The following is a 20,112-nucleotide window of genomic DNA, read 5'->3' on the forward strand; positions in this document are numbered from 1 at the left end:
GAGCCCATGCGGGCGTCATCGACCCTCCCAGCGGGCCGGGGGGCGGGGCACCTTCGCGCGTGCGCCGGCGGGCACGGCGGGAGGTGCCGGCCCGTACGCGCGGTTGCGAGACTTCCAGCATGGGCGAATTCGACGGCAAGACCGTACTGGTGACCGGGGGCGGCAGCGGCATCGGGCTGGCGACCGCTGATCTGCTGCTCGCCGCCGGTGCCCGGGTGGTGATCGCCGGGCGCCGCCCGGAGCGGCTGGAGGACGCGGCCCGTGAGCTCGGCGCGGGTGACCGGCTGCTGCCGGTCGTGGCGGACGTCGCGGACCCCGCCGCCGTGGACCGGTTGCTCAGCACCGTGCTGGCCCGCTTCGGGGTGCTGCACGGTTTGTTCGCCAACGCCGGCGTGGCCCGCTTCGGCCCGGCCGCGTCTGTGTCCGACGAGGACTACGACACGCTGATGAACACCAACTTCCGGGGTGTCTTCCAGACGGTGCAGAAGGCCATGCCGATGCTGACGCAGGACGCCTCGGTGGTGCTCAACGGAAGCTGGCTGGTGCATCGCGGAATAGCGACCACGGCGCTGTACGCCGCCGGCAAAGCCGCCGTGGTGAACCTGGCCCGCTCGCTGGCCGGCGACCTCGGCGCCCGGGGCATCCGGATCAACGCGATCAGCCCTGGTTTCATCGTCACGGACATGTTCACCGGGATTGCCTCCTCCGCGCAGGAGCAGGAGGCGTCGCGGCTGCAGGTGCCGCTCGGCCGGCTGGGTACGCCGGCGGACGTGGCGCAGGCGGCGCTGTTCCTGCTGTCGCCGCGCTCGTCGTACATCACCGGTCAGGAACTGCTGGTCGACGGTGGGCTGATCGGCTCCGTGCCGCATCGATGACCGCACGGTGCTGCGGTCACGTGGCGAAGGGTCAGTTCACCTTGGTCAGCGTGGCGTGCATGAAGGGCACCCAGGTCCCGTCCGGCAGCGGGAAGTCGCAGTCGTACTTGATGCTGCCGTCCTCCTGCAGGGCCCGGACGTAGCGGGCCGGGCCGACCAGGACGAGCTTGTCGTCCTCGAAGTCGCCCACGTAGTGGCTCTGTTCCTCGTTGTACGGGCCGAAGCTGCTGAAGTAGTGCGAGCGGAACTTGCTCGTCTCCGGGTCGTAGTCGAAGAACTCGTAGCCGACGTCCGGCATGGTGCCGCGCGGGCCCATGTCGATGGCTCCCTCCCAGTGGTGCACCAGGAAGAACCCGCCGGGCAGCCACTCGAAGGTCTCGGTACCGCTCATCTGCGCCGGCGGACCCATCGGGCCCTCCTCGGTCATGCCACTGAGCTTCCAGGTGCCGACCAGGTAGTCGAGCTGCTTGAGCTCGGGCGCGGGCTGCGGGGGCGCAGGCGGCATCGCTTCTTCGGACATGTTGGCTCCTTGCCGTCGTTTTGTCATGGGTCGACGCCGCACCGCCCGAGCCGATCGGCTCGGGCGGCGTGTCCTACCGGGGGTGAAGGACCAGGCGTCGCGACCCGGCGTGGCGGGCCGTGAGGGCCCGTCACTCGGATCTACCTGTTATGACGACGGCGGCTGTGTCAACTCATCGGTGCGCCGGGAAGTTTTTCCCCGGCGGGCCGGGTTCCCTCCTCAGAGGTACGGCTTGCGGGCAGCGATGACGGCGTAGCCGATGTCGGTGCCCCAGCCGAAGTAGTCGTGGTAACTGGCCTTGAGCTCGGCCACCATGGTTTCACCGAAGCCGGCGACGAGCTCGCCCAGCAACTCGTCGGCCCGGTCGACGTAGCGCAGACCCATGCCGTACACCCGCGGGCCGCACTGGGTGTACTCCTCGACGACGAAGCCGGCCGTGCGCAGGGCGTCGGTCCATTCGCCGAGGCTGAGCAGCTGGGCGACCTGGAACTTCTTCGCGAACTCGGTGGCGCGCTCGCCGACGAGCGCCGCCTCCCGGGTGATGTCGCTGATGCCGAGGCGACCTCCCGGGCGCAGCACCCGGCGCAGTTCGTGGAGCACCTCGCCCAGGTCGGTGGCATGCATGAGGGACTCCATGGCCACCACCGCGTCGAACGAGCCGTCGGCGAACGGCAGCGACCGGTAGTCCCCGTGATGGAAGTCGACGCTGTCACCGACCCCGGCCTCGACGGCCCGCGCGGTGGCCTCCGTCGCCTGCACCGCGCTGATGGTGACGCCGCTGACCAGGACGCCGAACTCCCGGTGCAGCTGGACGGCCGGGCCGCCGACGCCGCAGCCGGCGTCCAGCAGCCGCTCGCCGGCACGTAGCCCGATGCCGTCGCCCACCTTTCGGGTGATGCGCCGAGCCGCCTCGATCGCCGGCGTGTCGTCGTGATCGTCGAACCAGTAGGGCAGATGTTCCTGGCCGTCGATGAAGATCTTTGACAGCCCGGCGGATTCGTCGTACATCCGTCCCAGCTCTTCACCTGCGGGTGCCACTGCCTGCGGTGCGGTGGATTCCATCGTGTCTGCCCCTTCGCCGCCGATGAGGATCGCGGGTCCACCCTCGCATCGGCACCGAACGTCGATCACCTTCTCGATTGCGGCTCGATCGAGGCACGGTCGCCCGCCCGGCCAACGTCTATAGTGTTTGCGAACCGCTTGACGTCGGCTCTGGTGCGAAAGAGGAATCTATGGTAGAGGGCGAAGACGCCAGGTTCGGTCGGGGCGCGGGCCAGTCGGTGGCTACCCTCGACGAACCGACATTCTCCCGGATCGCGGAGGGTCATCGCCGCGAGCTGCAGGTCCACTGTTACCGGATGCTGGGGTCCTTCGAGGATTCCGAGGACCTGGTCCAGGAGACGTATCTGCGGGCGTGGCGGGGCCGGGGGAGCTTCGAGGGCCGCTCCAGCGTTCGGGCCTGGTTGTACCGCATCGCGACCAACGCCTGCATCGACCACATCGACCGTGCCGCCCGGACGCCGATCGCGCGCCGCCAGCCGGCGTTCTCGATGGAACCGGCCTCCGACACCCAGGGACTGACCGAGGTGCCCTGGCTGCAGCCGTTCCCGGACCGGTTGCTCGACCAGACGGCTCCGCCGGACGCCGAGCCGGACGCGCTGGTCATCTCCAAGGAGACCATCGAGCTGGCCTTCCTGATCGCGATCCAGCATCTGCCGCCGCAGCAGCGGGCCGCGCTGATCCTGCGTGATGTGCTGGCCTGGTCGGCCAACGACACCGCCGCGGCGCTGGACATCAGTGTGGCCTCGGCCAACAGCGCCCTGCAGCGGGCGCGGGCGACGCTCAAGGAGCGCATGCCGGCACGCCGTCTCGACTGGGGGCCGGCCGTCGACCCGAGCGAGGCCGAGCGGCACCTGCTCCAGGAGTGCATCGAGGCACTGGAGAAGTCCGACCCGGACCGTTTCGCCAAGTTGCTGCGCACCGACGTGCGGGTCACCATGCCGCCGGATGCCTTCTGGATCCTCGGCCGCGACGCGTTCGTGGCCGGCCTGGTGGCTCAGTTCGACCCCGAGTCGCCGGCCTACTTCGGCGAATGGCGCGCGGTCGCGACCAGGGCCAACAGGCAGCCGGCTGTCGCGACGTACGTACGCCAGCCCGGTCAGACGGAGTTCCGGGCGCAGGTGCTCAACGTGTTCCGCGTCGAGGACGGGCTCATCACCGACATCACGGCGTTCCTGCCCGACGTCTTCCCGGCCTTCGAGCTGCCGATGACGATGTAGCGTGCGACGGCCTCGCCCTCACTCACCGCCGGCGGGCGAGGGTGAGGCCGTCCGCGATCGGCAGCATGACAACGTCAAGGCGGTCGTCGGCGGCGAGCCGCGCGTTGAGCGCCGCCATCGTCTGCGCGCAGCGGCGCATCAGCGGGTCACCGGCCAGTTCAGGACTCGCGACGTAGCCGTCCAGCAGCACGTTGTCGAGCAGCAGCAGCCCGCCCGGGCGCAACAGCGGCAGGGCGAGGTCGACGTAGCCCGGGTAGTTCATCTTGTCCGCGTCGATGAAGACGACGTCGGCCCGGAAGTCCACCGGCAGGGCGCGCAGTGTCTTCGCCGCGGGGCCCAGCCGGAAGTCGATGCGTTCCGCCACACCGGCTCGCCGCCAGTGCTCCGCGGCGACGGCGTGCCAGCGGGCGTCGTTGTCGCAGGTGATGACGCGCCCGCCGGGGGTGAGGCCCCGGGCGAACGCCAACGCGGACAGCCCGGTGAAGGTCCCGATGTCCACCACGCTGCCGGCCGCTACCAGCCGGGCCAGCATGGTCAGCAGCGCGGCCTGCTCCGCCTGCACCATCATCCCCGCGGCGTCGCCGGTCGCCGCGGTGCGCGCGATCAGGCTCGCGGTGACCGGGTCCGGCGCGGTGCTGCTGCACGCCAGGTAACGAGCCAGGGCCGGGGTGACCGGCAGGTGCTTGACGTCGACCGGGCCTGCACCGGACATGCGCGGCTCCCCTTTCGGCAGGCGCGAGCGGGCGGTCCCGCCGCGTGCCCTCCAGTCTGGCCGCGGCGCTCCCCCGCCTCCCCTCACAGCGTGCCGAGAGCTGCGCAAGCACGAGGACGAGGCACCCGCGCGGCCGGTGCCATGGTGGGAACACCATCGCCATGAACCGCCCTGAGGAGCCCGCATGCGTGCGATCTGGAAAGGCGCCATCTCTTTCGGACTGGTCTCGATCACCGTGCGGCTGTATGCGGCCACCGAGGAGAAGAGCGTGCGGTTCCATCAGGTGCACCGCACCGACGGCGGCCGGGTGCGCCACCGCAGGATCTGCTCCGCCTGTGACACCGAGGTGGCCATGCTGGACATCGCCAAGGGCTACGACGCCGACGGTGGCGACATGGTGGTCCTCACCGACGAGGATCTGGCCGGGCTGCCGCTGTCGAGCTCGCGGGTCATCGAGGTGCTCGAGTTCGTGCCCGGCGCCGAAGTGGACCCGATTCTCTACAACCGGACGTACTTCCTCGAGCCGGATGCCACGGCCATGAAGCCGTACGCCCTGCTGCGGGACGCGCTGCGCGACACCGACCGGGTCGCGGTGGTCAAGGTGGCGCTGCGCCAGCGCGAGCAGCTGGCGGCGTTGCGGGTCCGGGGTGAGACGCTGGTGATGCACACCATGCTGTGGCCGGACGAGCTGCGCGCCCCGGACTTCGGTTTCCTCGACCACGAGGTGGTGGTCAAGGACTCCGAGCTGGCCATGGCGGCGTCCCTGATCGACTCGATGACCGGCAGCTTCGACCCGTCGAAGCTGACCGACGAGTACCGCGCGGCCCTGCAGGAGGTGCTGGAGGCCAAGCTGCAGGGCCGGCAGGTCACCGTGCCGGCCACGCCGAGCGCCGCCACCAAGGGCACGGACCTGATGGCGGCGCTGCAGGCCTCCGTCGAGCGGGCCAAGCGCGCCCGCGAGGCTGACGCCGCCTGAGTGGCTGGTTCAGCGCACCCGTGAACGACGCGCCAGCAGCCACACCAGGCCGACCATGAGCGTCAGGTCGATCAGGACGAGCACCAGGGTGCTCGCGTTGCGCTCCAGATGGTGTCCACCGTGCGCCTGATCGGCAGCCTCGGCAGGACCCGCGGCAGCCTCCGCGCCGGAGCCGACCGTGAAGGTGGCGAGCCCGGACACCGGGCTGCCGTCGCCGAGCTCCAGGTGGAAACCGACCCGGTAGCGGCCCGGAAGCGCGGCCGTTACCGGGACTTTGACCAGCGTGTCGGCCACGACCGGCGCACCGCGGGTGACGTCAGCCCCGCCGGGACCGACAACCGTGATGTGCACGACCCGCGGCTGCGGGGCGGCGGTGAACCGCAACGTCACCGCGGTGGGCGGGACGGTCACCGCCGTACCGTCGGCGGGCTCGACGGCCAGCAACCTCGCCGGCGCCGTCCCGCCGAAGACCAGGTAGGACACCAGCAGCACCAGGCCGAGCCCGGCGCCGCCGAGAAGCAGGCGGCGCCGGGCTGCAAGCGTGGAGATCATGCCGGCAGCGGACGGCAGCTGCACGCCATGACGCGGGACTCGGCCCGCGAGGGACGCAGGTGGAAGTACATGGCGATGACCATCGGCAGGAACACCACCGAGTTGTAGAACAGGTGCAGCTCGACGCGGGGCAGCACCAGCTGCAGGATGCTGGTCGGCACCGCCCGGCCGGCCAGGAAGTGCCCGCTCTGCGACTGGAGCAGCAGCAACAGGTGCTCGATGTGGTGCCAGAACTGCACGGCGAGGGCGACCGTCCACCAGGTGCGGCTCCGGCCGACGAACCCGGGGCGCAGCAGGAACAGGAAGAACAGCATCACGGCCGCGTAGCCGTAGTGCAGCCACTCGGAGCTGATGAGCCACGGGAACGGCATCCCGAGCACACCGCGCGCCTGCGGCGGCTTCCAGCCCAGCGCCCAGATCTGGTACGCCTGGGTGAGGTGCTCGGCCCAGTGCGCCAGGACGATGACCATGAACACGCCGAGGGCGGCCCGGTGATGGCTGCCGTTGAGCCCCCACGGGCGGCCGGCGCTGGTGGCCGGCGCTGAACGTACGGGGTGGGACACTGTGCCTCCCGGAGATCGGTGAACGCGTCGGCCCCAGCCTGCCGGTCACCGGCACGGGCGGTCTTCTCCGTGCTTGCTCCCTTTGATCCGCCCACCGGGCGGGCGGATCAGCCGCGGCTGAGGGCGTCGGAGGCGGGCGACCACCATTCCCGGTTCTGCCGGTACCAGTCGACGGTCGCCGCGAGCCCGTCCGGGAACGGGACCGTCGCGGCGTACCCGAGTTCCTCGCGGATCTTCGTGGTGTCGACCGAGTACCGGCGATCGTGGCCCATCCGGTCGGCGACCGGCTGCACACTCGACCAGTCCCGGCCCGTCGCGGTCAGCAGCCGGGTGGTCAGTTCGCGGTTGCTGAGCTCCGTGCCGCCGCCGATGTTGTAGATCTCGCCGGGCGTTCCGCGCTCCGCCACGAGCCGCACGCCCGCGCAGTGGTCGTCGACGTGCAGCCAGTCCCGCCGGTTGCCGCCGTCGCCGTACAACGGGATCTTGCGGCCGCGCAGCAGGTTGGTGACGAACAGCGGGATGACCTTCTCGGGATACTGGTACGGGCCGTAGGTGTTGGAGCCGCGGGTGATGCACACCGGCAGCCCGTACGTCCGGTTGAAGGCCAGCGCCAGCAGGTCGGAGGCCGCCTTGGAGGCCGCGTACGGCGAGGTCGGCGCCAGCGGGTGGGTTTCCGGCCACGACCCGGTCTCGATGCTGCCGTAGACCTCGTCGGTGGACACGTGGACGAACCTGGTGACGGCGGCCCCCAGCGCCGCGTGCAGCAGGGTGTGGGTGCCCACCACATTGGTGCGGACGAAGTCGGCGGAGCCGGTGATGGACCGGTCCACGTGCGACTCCGCGGCGAAGTGCACCACCAGGTCGATGCCCCGCATCGCCTGCCGCACCGCCGCCGGGTCGCAGATGTCACCGACGATCAGCCGCAACCGCGGATCGGTCCGGACCGGATCGAGGTTGCGGCGGTTGCCCGCGTACGTCAGCTTGTCGAGGACGACGACCTGCGACGGTGCCGCAGCTCCGGAGTCACCGGCCAGCAGCCGGCGGGTGTAGTGCGAACCGATGAAGCCGGCGCCGCCCGTCACGAGAACTCGCATGATGCCTGCCCGCCCTCCCCGCCGGGCTTGATCCCGGCCGATGCCAAGCGTATGAACGTTCTTCGCTCCGGCCATTTCGCTGTGTGCGCTGTTGGCCGTCGGCGCCCGAGCACAGCGCCCGTTCCGGCGGGCGAGATGCGCACTCCGCGAGACGACAGGAACGCCCCGCCCGCTTAACGTCACGACCATGGTCTCCGCAGGCAACGCCGTGGTGCTCGGCGCGAGCATGGCCGGGCTGATCGCCGCCCGGGTGCTGAGCGAGGCGTACGAAACCGTCACGATCATCGACCGCGACACGCTGCCCGACGCGGCAGCGCCCCGGCGCGGGGTGCCGCAGTCCCGCCAGCTGCACGTGCTGCTGGCGCAGGGCCGGCGCGCGCTCGACGAGCTCTTCGAGGGCCTCAGCGACGAGCTGAGCGCCGCGGGCGCGCCGCAGGTCGATCTGCACGGTCAGGTGCACTGGTGCAACGACGGCTACCCGATGCGTCGAGCCGCGTCGGACCTGGTCGGCATCGGGGTCAGCCGCGCGCTGCTGGAAGGCACGGTACGCGCCCGGGTGCGGAAACTGGACAACGTCCGCTTCTGCCCGCCCGCCGAGGCGACCGCGCTGCTGAGCACCGAGGACCGCAGCCAGATCACCGGTGTGCTCGTGACGCCGCGCACCGGCGCGGTGTACCGGATCTACGCCGACCTGGTGGTCGACGCCTGCGGCCGGGCCTCCCGCAGCCCGGCGTGGCTGGCCGGGCTCGGCTATCCGGTGCCGCCGGAGCAGCGCGTCCCGATCGACGTCACCTACGTCACCCGCACCTACGAGCGCGATCCCGGTCAGCTCGACGGTCTGCTCGGCGCGCTGACCAATGCCGTGCCGGGTCGTCCCCGCACCGGCATCGTCGCCGCGCAGGAGGACGGCCGCTTCGCGGTGGCGCTCAGCGGGGTGCTCGGTGAGCAGCCGCCCATGGACCACGAGGGCTTCACGCGGTTCGCGGAGTCGCTGGGCGTACCGGTGATCAGCCGGCTGGTGCGCGAGGCGGTCCCGGTCGGCAGCCCCGCACGGATGCGCTATCCGGCGAGCGTGCGCCTGCGCTACGAGCGGCTGCGCCGCTTTCCGCTCGGCTACCTCGTGCTCGGCGACGCCATATGCAGCTTCAATCCCCTGTACGGCCAGGGCATGACGGTCGCCGCCACCGAAGGGCTGCTGCTGCGCTCCGTCCTGCCCGGCGGCCCGGATCGGCTGGCCCGGCGGTTCTTCCGCGGCGCGGGCAAGCTGATCGACGGCCCGTGGTCCATCGCGGTCGGCACGGACCTGCGCTTCCCGCAGGTGCCCGGGCCACGCTCGGCGCGGGTGCGGCTGGTCAATGCCTACGTGCACCGGCTGCACGCGGCCGCCCGCACCGACGCCGTGCTGGGCGCCGCCTTCCTGCGCGTGCTCAACCTCGTCGATCCACCGACGCGGCTGCTGCGCCCCGCGATCGTGCGCCGGGTGCTGCGGGCGCGGAGGAACAGCGGTTGAGTGCGGGGAGCGCCATCAGCAACCGGTGACCGCCGCGGTCACCGCCTTTGCCCGCGACGGCTACGCGGGCACCACCACCGATCTGGCACTTGGGCATGCGGGTTTCTGGCGGTGGGCATGCTCCGGGCAGACCGGCGGATGAAAAAAGCGCACGTTGGGAGACGACGGTCGTGATGCCGAGTCCCGAGGATCGGGGGCATGGCTTTCAGGCAGCAAGAATTCATCCTCGCCGAGGCGGCCCCGCCTCGACGTCGTGCCGGGATCGTGCTGGGCGCCGCCGCGGCCGGTGTGCTCCTGGCGGTGCTGTGGTCGTACGAGTTCGTCGACCATGTGATCGGTGACAACGTCGCGAACACCCTGCTGGGCCACGACGCCAAGGCCACCGCGATCTCCGGTGTCGTGGCCGGCCTGGTCTTCGCGTTCGTCTCCGGGCTGGCCGGCACGTTCACCGCATGCAACATCGCCATGGCCGCCTCGGTCGGCCCGATGAGCCAGGCGGGCGCCAGCGGCGGCACTCGGGACGGACTGCGCGGGCTGTTACGGCCGGTCGGTCTGCTGGCGGCGGGAATGATCGCCGTGTCCTTCCTGTACGGCTTCGTCGGGGTGTTGCTCGGCGACCGGCTGCCGCAGCTGTCGACCGGGGTCACCGCCGGCATGCCCGTCCGGCTCGTGCAGTCGATGGTGGTGTTCGGCCTGATCGGTCTCGTCTTCGTCTGGCTGGGTCTGGCGGCGCTCGGGGTGATTCGTGACCCGTTCGCCGAGCGGCCGGCGGCACGGGTCGTCCTGCTCGGCGCCCTCGTCGGCGGCTTTCTCATCGGCCGGCCGTACCCGCTGTTCAACAAGCTGTTCCACTGGGCCGTCGAGACCGGCAACCCGCTCTACGGTGCGGGTGCGTTCGTGCTCCAGTCGCTCGGCAACATCGTGGTGGTGGCGGTGCTGTTCGCTCTCATCGTGGTGCTGAGCAGAGGCCGGTTCGTCTATTGGCTGGCGAGCCGTCCGTCGCGTACCGCAGCGGTGACCGGTGCGCTGCTGGTCGGACTGGGGATCTTCACGGTGGTCTACTGGGACGTGCGCCTGCCGGCGATGTTCGGCCACGGCTGGTTCCCGACGATGCCGTACAACAACTGACTCGTTGCGGCCGGCTCACCGGGACGAGGCCGCCTACGATGCCTCGGCCGACCGCAAGCGTCTTGCTGCCCGGGTGGTGCAGTGCCAGCACCGCACCACCCGGACACGCACCCCGCGGGCCGTAAACGGACAGGGCCGGCGATCGTCAGTTGGCGGCGCCGTCGCCAGACTCGCAGACGAAGTCGACGAAGGCCTGGAAGGTTTCACGGTCGAAGGTCAGCACCGGTCCCGAGCGGTCCTTGGAGTCACGCACATGCACGTGGTTGCCGTCGACGGCAACCTTCACGCAAGCGCCGCCGCTGCTACGGGAACTGGTGCGCCAGTCGAGTCCCTCGAAGTCCCGCTGCGTGCGCTGCAGGTTGATGTCGTCTGCGTTGTTACGGGAAGTTGTTGTCACGGCTCTCATCAGCTTTCGTTAGTTTCCGCGAGCCGGCGCTTGATCCGTTCCACCGTCTGCTCGGGGCTTTCCGCGAGGGATGCGATATTGCTGAAGGCGTCTCGGCACCGGGACACTTCACTTTCCTCGTCCTGGAAGATCTGGCCGAGTTGGCCTTCCGAATACGCGTAACTAGGAACCTTCGGGAAGTCGAGCAGGGTGAACGAACCGTCTTGAGCCTGGCTGGCGGCGACGGAGAAGGGCAGGATCTGGATCGTGATATTTGGATAGGCGGCGAAAGACAGCAGGTCACGGAGTTGATCATGCATGGCGCGACGCCCACCGAACGCGCGGTAGAGCACGCCTTCGTCGACGATCGTGTGCAATGAGGCCCGCTGCGGATCGCGCAGAACCTGCCGACGTTTCATCCGGCTGTCAACGGTGGCGTTGAGTTCGCCGTCCGAGAAGCCGGGTCGCACCGAACTCACGACCGCGTACGCGTAGTCCCTGGCCTGGAGAAGGCCCGGGATGACGGTGAGTTCGAAATTCTTGATCGAGGAAGCGCTCGCTTCGAGGCTCAGATAGTTCCTGGTCTTGTCCTCCAAATTCGGGCTTTGCCAGAAGCCGGACGTTTCGGCCGTTTTGGCCAGGACTCTGAGCTCGTCCGTGCGCTCGCGGCTCCAGCCGTAAAGATTGCTCAGAGCAATGAGGTCGCGAGATTGTGGCCGGCGCTCCGCCTTCTCCCACTTGGTGATCGTGGAGGGATCCACGTCGAGGAACTCGGCGACGTCGACGCCCCTGAGGTTCTTCGCCTCACGGGCCTCGCGCAGAGCGTTGCCCAGCTCCCGTTGCTGCATGGACGGGAGCCGTGAGACGCGGGGCTTGGCAAGCCTTCTCGGCTCGGGCAAGATCCGCCTCCCCTCGGCTACGGCACAGTCGTCAACCCTCAATATGCCAAAACTTATAGCGCCAAGTCTGCGCCTGCCAATTGGCAACACTGTAGTGGACGGTGCACACTCTCAGCTATGAGGCGCTCACGTTGGGCACCCGCATCGGCACGCGACGCTCGCATCCAGGACAACCTCTGCGTCGCGGCGGGTGGGCGGTCGGCACAGCGACCGCAAGGAAGGGCATCTCCGGTTCCCGCCGGAGATGCCCTTTAAGACCAGTCCGCCAGACAGCAGCCACTATCGAAAGGGACCAGCAATGACCAGGTTAGTCCTCGCCCCGCCGTTCGCGCACCTGAGAACGGAGGGGGACTTACCCTCGGCCGCCCGTCGGCCCGCCATCAGCGGGCCCGCACGCGACGCCCGACACGCTCCCCGCAACGAGGTGCTCCTCTACTCGGGCCCGCGCATCGTGGTCACCGACAACCGGATCATCACTCCCGGCCACACCTACCTGACCGCCGAGCTCGGTGTGCTGACCCGCCTGCTCGAATTCGCCCACCCGGCGCGGAAGGTCGCGATGATCTGCGGCGCGATCGAACTCGTGCTGGCAGTCGCTCTGACACCGGGCTTCCGGGCGGTGGGGCTGCTGGGTGTCGGCCTGGCCGCAGCAATCGGATTGGCCGTCGCGATTCTCCTGGACGGCCGGCGCAACCCACGGTGGATGGTCCTTCGCGCGATCCACCATGGTCATCTCGTGACGCTTTTCACCTCGCGGGAACACGACGAATTCGAGCAGGTCCGGCGGGCAGTCATCCGGGCGGTCGAAGCCCACCGCTGGTGAGCCGTGCCCGTCGCGCCCGGGCAGGTGCGCACCTGCCCGGGCGGATGCGCCGCCCGCGGCGTGGTGCTGCACTGCGATCCCTCGGGATTCCGGGGCTCGGAAATATAGTGTTTTCGATATCTTGTGCCTGGTGGCACGTTCCTGTTCTCCTACGGCCAGCCGTGAATCGGCCTCGACCCTAGGAGCCCCCATGAGACTCAGAACGGTGACGGCAGGACCTGCCCTAGCTGTTTTCGCCGCGGCGACGCTGGCGCTCAGCGCGCAGCCGGCGGCAGCCTCGCCCGGTGTGCGACCGTCCGGCTCATCCATGCCGGCACTCAGCGCTTCCCTGTTGGCTCCTCCGCCGGCTGTCGATGTCAACAACGTCAACGGCCACCTGCAGCAACTGCAGACCTTCGCCAGCAACAACGGCGGCAACCGAGCCACCGGCACGGCGGGTCACACCGCGACGACCACCTATCTGCAGCAGAAGCTGCAAGCGGCCGGCTTCACCGTCACCGTGCAGACCTGCACCACCTGCAACGGCTCCGCGAAGAACATCATCGCCGACTGGCCGGGTGGCAACACCAGCAACACCTACATGTTCGGAGCCCATTCCGACAGCGTGTCGGCCGGGCCGGGCATCAACGACGACGGCTCCGGGACGGCCACGCTCCTGGAAGCCGCGCTCCAGCTCGCCGCGAACAACCCGACCATGACCAACCATGTCCGGTTCGGCTGGTGGGCCGGCGAGGAGCAGGGGCTGATCGGCTCCAAGTTCTACGTCAACTCGCTGACCACGGCCCAGAAGACCGCGATCAAGGCGTACGGCACCTTCGACATGGTCGCTTCCACCAACGGCGGCTACTTCGTCACCGGCACCGACGCGATCGCCGGGAAGCTGCGTGAGTACTTCACCTCGATCAGCGTGCCCACCGAGACGTCGACCGAGTGCTGCAGCGACGACGGCTCGTTCCGCAACGCCGGCATCCCGTCATCGATCAACTCCACCGGGGCGAGCTACACCAAGACCAGCGCCCAGGTGAGCAAATGGGGCGGCACCGCCGGAAAGGCGTACGACCCCTGCTACCACAAGGCCTGCGACTCCTACCCGTCGAACATCAACAGCACCTCCCTTGGCCGCTGGGCCAATGCCGAGGAGTACGCCCTCTGGACCCTCACCACGGGCACCGCGCCGGCCAACGACTTCTCGGTGTCGCTCAGCCCGAGCGCGGGCGCGGTGACCCCCGGCTCCTCGGCCACGGCCACCGTGAACACCGCCACGACCTCCGGCGGCACGCAGACCGTCACGCTGACCAGCTCCGGCGCTCCCGCGGGTGTCTCGGTGAGCTTCAGCCCGACGTCGGTCACGTCGGGTGGATCGTCAACCATGACCGTCACGACCACCACGGCCGCTGCGCCCGGTTCATACACCATCACGGTGACGGGAACGGGCTCCGCGGTCCACAGCGCTTCGTACACGTTGACGCTCACCGGCACCGGCGGATGTGCCGGCGCCGGCCAGAAACTCGGAAATCCCGGCTTCGAAACCGCCACAACACCGTGGACCGCGTCGACCGGAGTCATCGGCGCGAACACCGGCGACGGATCGCCGCGAACCGGCACCCGGGACGCATGGCTCGGCGGCTACGGCGCGACCCGCACCCAGACGCTGTCCCAGTCGGTGACCCTTCCCACCGGTTGCAGCCTCTACACGCTGTCGTTCTACCTGAAGATCAGCACCACGGAAACGACCACCACCACCCAGTACGACAAGCTGACCGTGCAGGTCGGCACCACCACCCTGCAGGTGTTCTCCAACCTCAACGTCAGCGCCTACACCCTGCGCTCGTACGATCTGGCCGCCTTCGCCGGGCAGACCGTCACCCTCAAGTTCACCGGGACGGAAGACTCCTCGCTGAAGTCGTCGTTCGTCATCGACGACACCGCGCTCACCGTCAGCTGACAGCAACCGGACGATGCCGCAGGGCGGGCCGCCCTGCGGCATCAAGCCGGGTTCTCGAGGCTCCCGCTGTACCCGCGCGGCAGGCTCCGGCCCGGCCAACCGGCCCGACACGTCACCGGCGCCGTCCGCCGCGTGTCCGATCTGACTCCATGCGCCAACCACCGGTGCGGTGTTCGTCGCGAAACAGCAGGTCATCGTGAACCGGTTAACCATCGCCCGGCGAGCGGCACTCCACAGAGATTGACATCGATGAATAGCAGGCTTAGGTTCAGCTCGGGTAAGCGCTTACCTGCAGGCCGGAGCCTTGCGGCCGAACGGCTCCGCACATTTCCACAAGCGCCAGCCCGGCCCAACCCGCCCGTCACCGAGCGCGCGAGGGCCGGGTCCCCCGCATGCCGCCCCCGGCGGCATCCACTCCCCTCAACGGAGGAATCGCCATGCCCGAAACGGCACAGCCCGCGGCGGCCCGCCCCCACCGCCGCCGCACCGTCATCGCCGCCCTCTCGGCCGGCCTCCTGGCCCTCGGCGGCACGCTGACCCTCACCCAGGGCAGCGCGTCCGCCGCCGAGTCCAGTCCGGTCGGTTTCGCCAGCCTGAACGGCGGCACCACCGGCGGCTCGTCCAGCACCGTGGTGACCGTGACCACCGCGTCGGCGCTCAAGTCGGCGCTCAGCTCGAGCACCTCGCAGACCGTCCGGGTCTCCGGCCTGATCTCCATCTCCGGCATGTACAGCGTCGCGTCGAACAAGACGGTCATCGGGGTCGGCTCCAGCTCCGGGATCACCGGCGGCGGCCTCAACCTCTCCGGCGTCAGGAACGTGATCATCCGGAACCTGGTGTTCCGCAACGCCAGCGATGACTCGATCAACGTCCAGTCGAGCACCAAGAACGTCTGGATCGACCACAACGACCTGGCCAACGGGTACGACGGCCTGATCGACATCAAGCGCGGGTCGGACTTCATCACGGTGTCGTGGAACCGCCTGCACGACCACGACAAGTCCATGCTGCTGGGCCACAGCGACGACAACTCCGCCGAGGACCTCGGCCACCTGCGGGTGACCTACGTGCACAACTGGTTCGACGGCACCAACCAGCGGCACCCGCGAGTCCGGTTCGCCAACCCGGTGCACGTGCTCAACAACTACTACAGCAACATCGGCTCGTACGGTGTCGCCTCCACCGAGAACGCCGGCGTCTTCGTCGAGCGCAACTACTTCGAGAACGTGGCGAACCCGACGGTCACCCAGACCGGCGACTCCGCCTCCGGCAACATCAAGGTGCTGAACAACTACAAGGTCAACTCGGGCACCGAGCAGGTCCGCAACGGCGCCAGCGTCGCGGCGATCCCCTACTCCTACACCCCGCAGGCCAACAACACGGTCAAGGCCACCGTCACCGCGGGTGCCGGCACCGGCAAGATCTGAGGTACGCCGGCGGCGGCGCCCACCACGGGCGCCGCCGTCAGGTCACCGAGAAGGCCACCCCCGACACCACCGGCGAGATGAACAAGCTCCGCCGGTCCAACGGTGCCAGACTGAATACCGTGTCCGACGTTGACGACTTCCTCGCAGACGTTCTCCCCCGCCTGCGGGCCGCCGAGATCGCGCTCCACAACGAGATGCCGGTCCGCGCGGCGAGCTGTGGTCGCACGAAGACCCCGTCACCCTCTTCGGTGCCGAGGTCAACCGCAAAGGCTGGGCGGAGCTGGGTCCCACCTTCGACTGGCTCGCCACCCGGTTCTCCGAGTGCACGTCCTTGGCGTACGAGATCATTGCCGCCGGCGCCGGCGGCGACCTCGGCTATCTCGTGGCCATCGAGCGGATAACCGCGGTGGCCCATGGCAGCCCCGCGACGTACGAACTGCGAGCGACCACCGTCGTCCGCCGGGAAGAGGGAGTGTGGCGGGTCGTCCACCGTCACGGCGACCGCTACCAGCCAGGCTGAAGGTCTTCGTCGAGGCACCTGGGCGCACCTACCACCGGCATCTTGCCCAGTCATGGCTGACAGCGCGGCCGTTCGTGGTCGCAACCGCGATCACCCGGCGGTGGCGGGCAGGTTCGCGCCCGCGACAACGGCCTTCGGCAGCCGCAGGGCCAGGGCCGCGGTCACCGCGGCCAGGGCGAAGCCGGTCCACGGCTGGATCGGCTGCAGAAGGAAACCGGACAGGGCGAACACGGTGACGAGTACGGCGTAGCCGATGCCGTACCAGCGCAGTTGCCTGCTGGTGCGAGCGATCGCGCTACCGAGCACGATCGCCGAGACGATGAGCATGGACGTCGCGCCCAGCGCGGTGGCGAAGAGTGCGGGCCCGTACGCGGTGTCGGCGTTGAGTGCCGGCATGCCGGGGATGCCGTCGAGGTGGGCGCGGCCGATGCCGGGTTGCACGAACGCGGCGCTGCCGAACGCCGAGGCCATGAACACGTTGGTGATCGTGGTGAGCGTCAGGCCGATGATTGCCGCGCGTGCGGCGCGGCCGTGCACCAGCAGGGCGGTGACCGCAACGGCGCCCAGGATGGCCAGGCCGGCACCGAGGATGCTGGCACCCAGGTGACTGATGAGGAAGACGTCGGTCGTGACATAGCGCGCGTAGGCGTCGAAGTCCTCGACCGGGGGTTGGTGGGTCACGGTGCTCAGGCCCAGCAGGAGCCCGTAGACGGGCAGTGCCCATAGTCCGGCCCGGACGGCGGTAGCTGCGGTTGTGGTGGACATGGTGATCATCTCTCTTCGTCGGCCGGCCCGCTGACCGGATCGGCTGAGGTGCGGGCTTGGCGGTGCCGGCCCGGCCGTCCGCGGAGCCACTGGGTGTCGGGCGCCGGCGGACAGCCGGGGGCGCGTACCGATCAGGCGGTTGCCGGCTCCTTCCGCGGTGCGGCCGCGGCCGCACTTCTATGCTGCAGCGTGAGCGCGCTGATCAGGGCCGCCGCGGCGGCGACGCCGGCAGCGCCGAGGAACGCCGCGGAGTAGCCGTCGGTCAGCGCGGGCAGGTCGCCGAGCTTGTCGGCGCCGTGGGCGGCGGCGAGCGCGGTCATGGCGGCCAGGCCGAGGGCGGAGCCGACCTGGTAGCTGGTGTTGACGATGCCGGAGGCCAGGCCGCCTTCCTCGGGGCGGGCGCTGGACAGCGCGGTTCCCAATGAGGGGATGAACGCCAGTGCCATGCCGAGTGCCGCCACCAGGGAGGCGGGCAGCACGTCGATCAGGTAGCTGCCGGTCGGCCGGACCAGGGCGAGCCAGCCCAGCCCGGCGGCGAGCACGGCCAGGCCGGTGACCAGCGTCGGCTTGGGTCCGTACCGGGCGATCACCCGGGGTGCGAGCGCGATCATGCCGATCATGATCAGGACGGTCATCGGCAGCAGCGCCGCGCCGCTGGGGAACGCACGGTAGCCGAGGACCTGCTGGAGATAGAGGTTGAGGTAGAACCACATCGGGATCCACGCCGCGCCGAGCAGCAACTGGGCAAGGTTGGCGGCGGCCAGGTTGCGGTTGGCGAGGATGGACAGCCGCATCAGCGGTTCACGCCGCTTGGCCTGGATGGCGAGGAAGGCGCCGAGCAGGATGGCGGCGCCGGCCAGCGTGATCCAGGTCCGGGCGGTGTGCCAGCCGGTTTCGGGGGCGCGGACGATCGCGTAGACGGCGGTTGCCAGCCCGGCGGTGACGGTCAGCGCGCCGGCGATGTCGAGGCTGCCGCGGCGGGCGCCGCCCGCGGGCATGAGCGCGGGAGCGGCGATCAGGGCGACCACGGCGATCGGGATGTTGAGGTAGAACACCCACGGCCAGCTGAGGTATTCGGTGATGACCCCGCCGAGGAACACCCCGGCGGTGCCGCCGGCCGGGGCCGCCGCGCCGTACAGGGCGAGGGCCTTGGTCAGCTCCTTCGGGTCACCGCCGAACAGCATCATCAGCAACGTCAACGCCGATGGGGCGATCAGCGCGGCTCCGGCTCCCTGCACGGCGCGGGCGAACAGTTCGACCTCGGCGGTGCCGGCCAGGCCGGCGGCGGCAGAGCCGGCCAGCAGGACTGCCCAGCCGGTGACGAAGACGCGGCGGGCGCCGAACAGGTCGGACAGGCGGCCGCCGAGCAGCAGCAGCCCGCCGAACGCGACGACGTAGGCGTTGAACACCCAGGACAGTTCGCCGGGCGAGAAGCCGAGATCCTCGCGCATGCGTGGCAGGGCCACGCCGATGATCGACGTGTCCATGATGACCATGAATTGGGCGAGAGCGATGAGCCCGAGGGCCCACCACCGCTGGGGACTGCGTGACATGGCAACCACTCCTTGGTACCCCTGGGGGGTATAGTAGGTGCCAAGAGGTGTACCCCCAGGGGGTACCTGCTGTCAAGCATTGCCGGGAAACGACGCGCTCGTCACATCGGCTGCGCCGCGTCGAGGGTTCGACGGCCACCCGGCGCACTGCGTGGTCGATGCCGCCAGGAACGGCGGACCGGAAGCAGAGACCAAGCCACACGAGGCGTCGGCGGCCATCGCCCCGCTCGTGCGTTCCTGACCCAGCTCGGGGCTACCTTGACGGTGGCGGGAACCGAGCAGCATGACTGACGGGACGCGCTGTGCGGCACACCGGCGTGTCACCGCTGAGATCGATCTCCAGGTTGCACTGCCGGAGGCCGAGCGGATCCATGATCGCGGTCATGATGACCAGGCTGGAACCGTCCCACCGCACCGTCTTGCACGCCCACACCAGGTCATCACCGTCGCACGACGCAAGAACATCCTTGCTGCGAAAAACCAGCGCGTCGGCACGGGTGGCAACCTCAAGACGAACGCGCCCGATCCCGTCGTCAGCGATGCCGGCCACGGCCCGAGCCCGGTGCCGTCGATCGGGCGCCGACTTCCACGGCCCGTCCCACCGGTAGCGCAGTCCTCGCGCCTCGACGTGTGGCACCACGCCCAGGAGAAGGACCGGATCCCAGCCGCGTGCCCGCGCCAGCTCCAGGACGCCCTGGTGAACAATGCGCAGGCCCAACCGGCGCTGTCGGTCGGTCGGCAGCTGACCTCCACCATGTCCTCGGGCGAGGCGGTCAGCGCAGGCTGCGGTCTGGGATGCCACGTTTCGAGGTTCAGTCGCAAGACGGACGCCCTTGCGACCAGCGCCAGGCTCGGCAGCGCCTGGCTGTACGCCTCACCCAAGCCACGCGCGATCCGAGCGAAGGAGTCAAGGTCGGGTTCGTCGCTCCACGGGCGCTCTGGCCAGCCGCCGCTCGGCCAGACCTCTACCTTCCGGAACTTCGGCACACCCGCACCCTGAGTGACCATCTGACCGCCGGCCGGTCGCCCGCATCCTCCACGACCCTCTCGCCCTGATCGGACAGGCTCGTCCAAACGTCGGACGGCCCCGCCCTCAGGCCGACCCGTCGAGGTCGCGTGCGATCCATCCCGGTGTATCAAAACGGATGGGAGCCGCGCCGACCAATGTCGTCAACTGCCTTTCGAGATTCGCGAACTCAGCAGCGCCCAGCTGCCGTTCCCATTGTGTGCGCAACTCGTCGAAAATTGCCTCACCTTGACGCATGACCTCCAAGCCGAGCGGAGTGACCTGCAGGCGCTTGCGGCGGGCATCGCGGGGATCGGGTTGACGAACGACATAGCCGCGTTCCAGGAGAACAGCGATGGTCTTGGCCGCTGACTGTTTGGCGACCGAGAGGTGACGGCCCAAGTCGGACGCGCTGTCGGCTCCGGCCGCGATGGCGCGCATAGCGAAGTCATGGACGGGCCGCACGTCCTGGTAACCCCGACGGGCGAGCTCGGCCGTCGCGGCATCGACAAGGGCCCGAAAGCCACCCAGCAGCAGCAACGCGAGATCAGCGCCAGAACGAGACATGGCGAAAGGCTAC

Annotated in this window: 20 protein-coding genes and 1 pseudogene; 10 read left to right on the forward strand and 11 right to left on the reverse strand. The window is 69.5% G+C overall.

Annotated elements, in window-relative coordinates:
• Nucleotides 1-119: 119 nt before the first annotated feature.
• Complete coding sequence (locus tag ACIBQZ_RS25700; RefSeq protein ID WP_396091329.1) at nucleotides 120-875, forward strand: SDR family NAD(P)-dependent oxidoreductase; 756 nt, start codon at nucleotides 120-122, stop codon at nucleotides 873-875.
• Between the two features lie 31 nt (nucleotides 876-906).
• Here the strand turns inward: ACIBQZ_RS25700 and ACIBQZ_RS25705 are convergent, their stop codons facing one another.
• Both ACIBQZ_RS25705 and ACIBQZ_RS25710 read right to left on the reverse strand, forming a co-directional pair.
• Nucleotides 907-1,395 (reverse strand): DUF1579 family protein, encoded by a 489-nt coding sequence (locus ACIBQZ_RS25705; RefSeq protein ID WP_396091330.1) that lies wholly within the window; start codon nucleotides 1,393-1,395, stop codon nucleotides 907-909.
• A gap of 219 nt (nucleotides 1,396-1,614) precedes the next feature.
• The gene (locus ACIBQZ_RS25710; RefSeq protein ID WP_396091331.1) at nucleotides 1,615-2,403 is read right to left on the reverse strand and encodes an SAM-dependent methyltransferase; all 789 of its coding nucleotides are present in this window, start codon (nucleotides 2,401-2,403) and stop codon (nucleotides 1,615-1,617) included.
• Nucleotides 2,404-2,627: 224 nt separating this feature from the next.
• Here ACIBQZ_RS25710 and ACIBQZ_RS25715 point away from each other — a divergent pair, with 224 nt between their 5' ends.
• Complete coding sequence (locus tag ACIBQZ_RS25715; protein WP_396091332.1) at nucleotides 2,628-3,674, forward strand: RNA polymerase subunit sigma-70; 1,047 nt, start codon at nucleotides 2,628-2,630, stop codon at nucleotides 3,672-3,674.
• Between the two features lie 22 nt (nucleotides 3,675-3,696).
• Here ACIBQZ_RS25715 and ACIBQZ_RS25720 read toward each other — a convergent pair whose 3' ends face one another.
• On the reverse strand, nucleotides 3,697-4,386 hold the full coding sequence (locus ACIBQZ_RS25720) for an O-methyltransferase (RefSeq protein ID WP_396091333.1): 690 nt from the start codon (nucleotides 4,384-4,386) through the stop codon (nucleotides 3,697-3,699).
• 184 nt (nucleotides 4,387-4,570) lie between these two features.
• Between ACIBQZ_RS25720 and ACIBQZ_RS25725 the strand changes: the two are divergent.
• Nucleotides 4,571-5,344, forward strand: a pseudogene (locus ACIBQZ_RS25725) (Ku protein); the annotation flags it as partial.
• 27 nt (nucleotides 5,345-5,371) lie between these two features.
• Here the strand turns inward: ACIBQZ_RS25725 and ACIBQZ_RS25730 are convergent.
• The 3 genes from ACIBQZ_RS25730 to rfbB all read right to left on the reverse strand — a co-directional run bounded on the left by ACIBQZ_RS25730 (nucleotide 5,372) and on the right by rfbB (nucleotide 7,571).
• Nucleotides 5,372-5,914, reverse strand: a complete 543-nt coding sequence (locus ACIBQZ_RS25730; RefSeq protein ID WP_396091334.1) for a copper resistance CopC family protein — start codon at nucleotides 5,912-5,914, stop codon at nucleotides 5,372-5,374.
• Nucleotides 5,911-6,477: a hypothetical protein gene (locus ACIBQZ_RS25735; RefSeq protein ID WP_396091335.1), complete on the reverse strand. Its 567-nt coding sequence runs from the start codon at nucleotides 6,475-6,477 to the stop codon at nucleotides 5,911-5,913. The genes ACIBQZ_RS25730 and ACIBQZ_RS25735 overlap by 4 nt, the downstream gene beginning before the upstream one ends.
• Before the next feature lie 107 nt (nucleotides 6,478-6,584).
• Complete coding sequence (gene rfbB, locus ACIBQZ_RS25740) at nucleotides 6,585-7,571, reverse strand: dTDP-glucose 4,6-dehydratase (RefSeq protein WP_396091336.1); 987 nt, start codon at nucleotides 7,569-7,571, stop codon at nucleotides 6,585-6,587.
• A 187-nt stretch (nucleotides 7,572-7,758) separates the two neighbouring features.
• Between rfbB and ACIBQZ_RS25745 the strand changes: the two genes are divergently transcribed.
• A complete protein-coding gene (locus ACIBQZ_RS25745) occupies nucleotides 7,759-9,081 on the forward strand; it encodes an FAD-dependent oxidoreductase (protein WP_396091337.1) in 1,323 nt (440 codons plus the stop codon).
• 198 nt (nucleotides 9,082-9,279) lie between these two features.
• A complete protein-coding gene (locus ACIBQZ_RS25750; RefSeq protein WP_396091338.1) occupies nucleotides 9,280-10,209 on the forward strand; it encodes a hypothetical protein in 930 nt (309 codons plus the stop codon).
• Nucleotides 10,210-10,354: 145 nt separating this feature from the next.
• On the opposite strand, the gene ACIBQZ_RS25755 is transcribed toward ACIBQZ_RS25750, so the two are convergent.
• Nucleotides 10,355-10,615: a DUF397 domain-containing protein gene (locus ACIBQZ_RS25755; protein WP_396091339.1), complete on the reverse strand. Its 261-nt coding sequence runs from the start codon at nucleotides 10,613-10,615 to the stop codon at nucleotides 10,355-10,357.
• Nucleotides 10,615-11,442: a helix-turn-helix domain-containing protein gene (locus ACIBQZ_RS25760; RefSeq protein WP_396091340.1), complete on the reverse strand. Its 828-nt coding sequence runs from the start codon at nucleotides 11,440-11,442 to the stop codon at nucleotides 10,615-10,617. The genes ACIBQZ_RS25755 and ACIBQZ_RS25760 overlap by 1 nt, the downstream gene beginning before the upstream one ends.
• A gap of 475 nt (nucleotides 11,443-11,917) precedes the next feature.
• Between ACIBQZ_RS25760 and ACIBQZ_RS25765 the strand changes: the two genes are divergently transcribed.
• The 4 genes from ACIBQZ_RS25765 (at nucleotide 11,918) to ACIBQZ_RS25780 (ending at nucleotide 16,208) form a co-directional block, all read left to right on the forward strand.
• Nucleotides 11,918-12,316 carry a DUF6232 family protein gene (locus ACIBQZ_RS25765; RefSeq protein ID WP_396091341.1) on the forward strand — a complete coding sequence of 133 codons (399 nt, stop codon included), beginning with the start codon at nucleotides 11,918-11,920 and terminating at the stop codon, nucleotides 12,314-12,316.
• A gap of 190 nt (nucleotides 12,317-12,506) precedes the next feature.
• Nucleotides 12,507-14,261: a M28 family peptidase gene (locus tag ACIBQZ_RS25770; RefSeq protein WP_396091342.1), complete on the forward strand. Its 1,755-nt coding sequence runs from the start codon at nucleotides 12,507-12,509 to the stop codon at nucleotides 14,259-14,261.
• A 437-nt stretch (nucleotides 14,262-14,698) separates the two neighbouring features.
• Nucleotides 14,699-15,688, forward strand: coding sequence for a polysaccharide lyase family 1 protein (locus ACIBQZ_RS25775; protein ID WP_396091343.1), 990 nt, complete (start codon nucleotides 14,699-14,701; stop codon nucleotides 15,686-15,688).
• 214 nt (nucleotides 15,689-15,902) lie between these two features.
• Entirely contained in the window at nucleotides 15,903-16,208 is a 306-nt protein-coding gene (locus ACIBQZ_RS25780) for a nuclear transport factor 2 family protein (RefSeq protein WP_396091500.1), read from the forward strand.
• A 90-nt stretch (nucleotides 16,209-16,298) separates the two neighbouring features.
• On the opposite strand, the gene ACIBQZ_RS25785 is transcribed toward ACIBQZ_RS25780, so the two are convergent.
• Nucleotides 16,299-16,973, reverse strand: a complete 675-nt coding sequence (locus ACIBQZ_RS25785; RefSeq protein WP_396091344.1) for a hypothetical protein — start codon at nucleotides 16,971-16,973, stop codon at nucleotides 16,299-16,301.
• A 131-nt stretch (nucleotides 16,974-17,104) separates the two neighbouring features.
• Nucleotides 17,105-18,526, reverse strand: a complete 1,422-nt coding sequence (locus ACIBQZ_RS25790; RefSeq protein WP_396091345.1) for an MFS transporter — start codon at nucleotides 18,524-18,526, stop codon at nucleotides 17,105-17,107.
• A gap of 283 nt (nucleotides 18,527-18,809) precedes the next feature.
• Here ACIBQZ_RS25790 and ACIBQZ_RS25795 point away from each other — a divergent pair, with 283 nt between their 5' ends.
• Nucleotides 18,810-19,526 carry a hypothetical protein gene (locus ACIBQZ_RS25795; RefSeq protein ID WP_396091346.1) on the forward strand — a complete coding sequence of 239 codons (717 nt, stop codon included), beginning with the start codon at nucleotides 18,810-18,812 and terminating at the stop codon, nucleotides 19,524-19,526.
• 93 nt (nucleotides 19,527-19,619) lie between these two features.
• Here the strand turns inward: ACIBQZ_RS25795 and ACIBQZ_RS25800 are convergent, their stop codons facing one another.
• Nucleotides 19,620-20,099, reverse strand: coding sequence for a MarR family winged helix-turn-helix transcriptional regulator (locus tag ACIBQZ_RS25800; protein WP_396091347.1), 480 nt, complete (start codon nucleotides 20,097-20,099; stop codon nucleotides 19,620-19,622).
• Nucleotides 20,100-20,112 lie beyond the last annotated feature (13 nt).

The organism is Actinoplanes sp. NPDC049599, from assembly GCF_044465625.1.
Lineage (GTDB): Bacteria > Actinomycetota > Actinomycetes > Mycobacteriales > Micromonosporaceae > Actinoplanes.

What these genes read in the sequence shown, in the direction of transcription:
- ACIBQZ_RS25700 (WP_396091329.1), top strand. Translation starts at nt 120, where the DNA reads ATGGGCGAATTCGACGGCAAGACCGTACTGGTGACCGGGGGCGGCAGC.
- ACIBQZ_RS25705 (WP_396091330.1), bottom strand. Translation starts at nt 1,395, where the DNA reads ATGTCCGAAGAAGCGATGCCGCCTGCGCCCCCGCAGCCCGCGCCCGAG.
- ACIBQZ_RS25710 (WP_396091331.1), bottom strand. Translation starts at nt 2,403, where the DNA reads ATGTACGACGAATCCGCCGGGCTGTCAAAGATCTTCATCGACGGCCAG.
- ACIBQZ_RS25715 (WP_396091332.1), top strand. Translation starts at nt 2,628, where the DNA reads ATGGTAGAGGGCGAAGACGCCAGGTTCGGTCGGGGCGCGGGCCAGTCG.
- ACIBQZ_RS25720 (WP_396091333.1), bottom strand. Translation starts at nt 4,386, where the DNA reads ATGTCCGGTGCAGGCCCGGTCGACGTCAAGCACCTGCCGGTCACCCCG.
- ACIBQZ_RS25730 (WP_396091334.1), bottom strand. Translation starts at nt 5,914, where the DNA reads ATGATCTCCACGCTTGCAGCCCGGCGCCGCCTGCTTCTCGGCGGCGCC.
- rfbB (WP_396091336.1), bottom strand. Translation starts at nt 7,571, where the DNA reads ATGCGAGTTCTCGTGACGGGCGGCGCCGGCTTCATCGGTTCGCACTAC.
- ACIBQZ_RS25745 (WP_396091337.1), top strand. Translation starts at nt 7,759, where the DNA reads ATGGTCTCCGCAGGCAACGCCGTGGTGCTCGGCGCGAGCATGGCCGGG.
- ACIBQZ_RS25750 (WP_396091338.1), top strand. Translation starts at nt 9,280, where the DNA reads ATGGCTTTCAGGCAGCAAGAATTCATCCTCGCCGAGGCGGCCCCGCCT.
- ACIBQZ_RS25755 (WP_396091339.1), bottom strand. Translation starts at nt 10,615, where the DNA reads ATGAGAGCCGTGACAACAACTTCCCGTAACAACGCAGACGACATCAAC.
- ACIBQZ_RS25760 (WP_396091340.1), bottom strand. Translation starts at nt 11,442, where the DNA reads ATGCAGCAACGGGAGCTGGGCAACGCTCTGCGCGAGGCCCGTGAGGCG.
- ACIBQZ_RS25770 (WP_396091342.1), top strand. Translation starts at nt 12,507, where the DNA reads ATGAGACTCAGAACGGTGACGGCAGGACCTGCCCTAGCTGTTTTCGCC.
- ACIBQZ_RS25775 (WP_396091343.1), top strand. Translation starts at nt 14,699, where the DNA reads ATGCCCGAAACGGCACAGCCCGCGGCGGCCCGCCCCCACCGCCGCCGC.
- ACIBQZ_RS25785 (WP_396091344.1), bottom strand. Translation starts at nt 16,973, where the DNA reads ATGTCCACCACAACCGCAGCTACCGCCGTCCGGGCCGGACTATGGGCA.
- ACIBQZ_RS25790 (WP_396091345.1), bottom strand. Translation starts at nt 18,526, where the DNA reads ATGTCACGCAGTCCCCAGCGGTGGTGGGCCCTCGGGCTCATCGCTCTC.
- ACIBQZ_RS25795 (WP_396091346.1), top strand. Translation starts at nt 18,810, where the DNA reads ATGACTGACGGGACGCGCTGTGCGGCACACCGGCGTGTCACCGCTGAG.
- ACIBQZ_RS25800 (WP_396091347.1), bottom strand. Translation starts at nt 20,099, where the DNA reads ATGTCTCGTTCTGGCGCTGATCTCGCGTTGCTGCTGCTGGGTGGCTTT.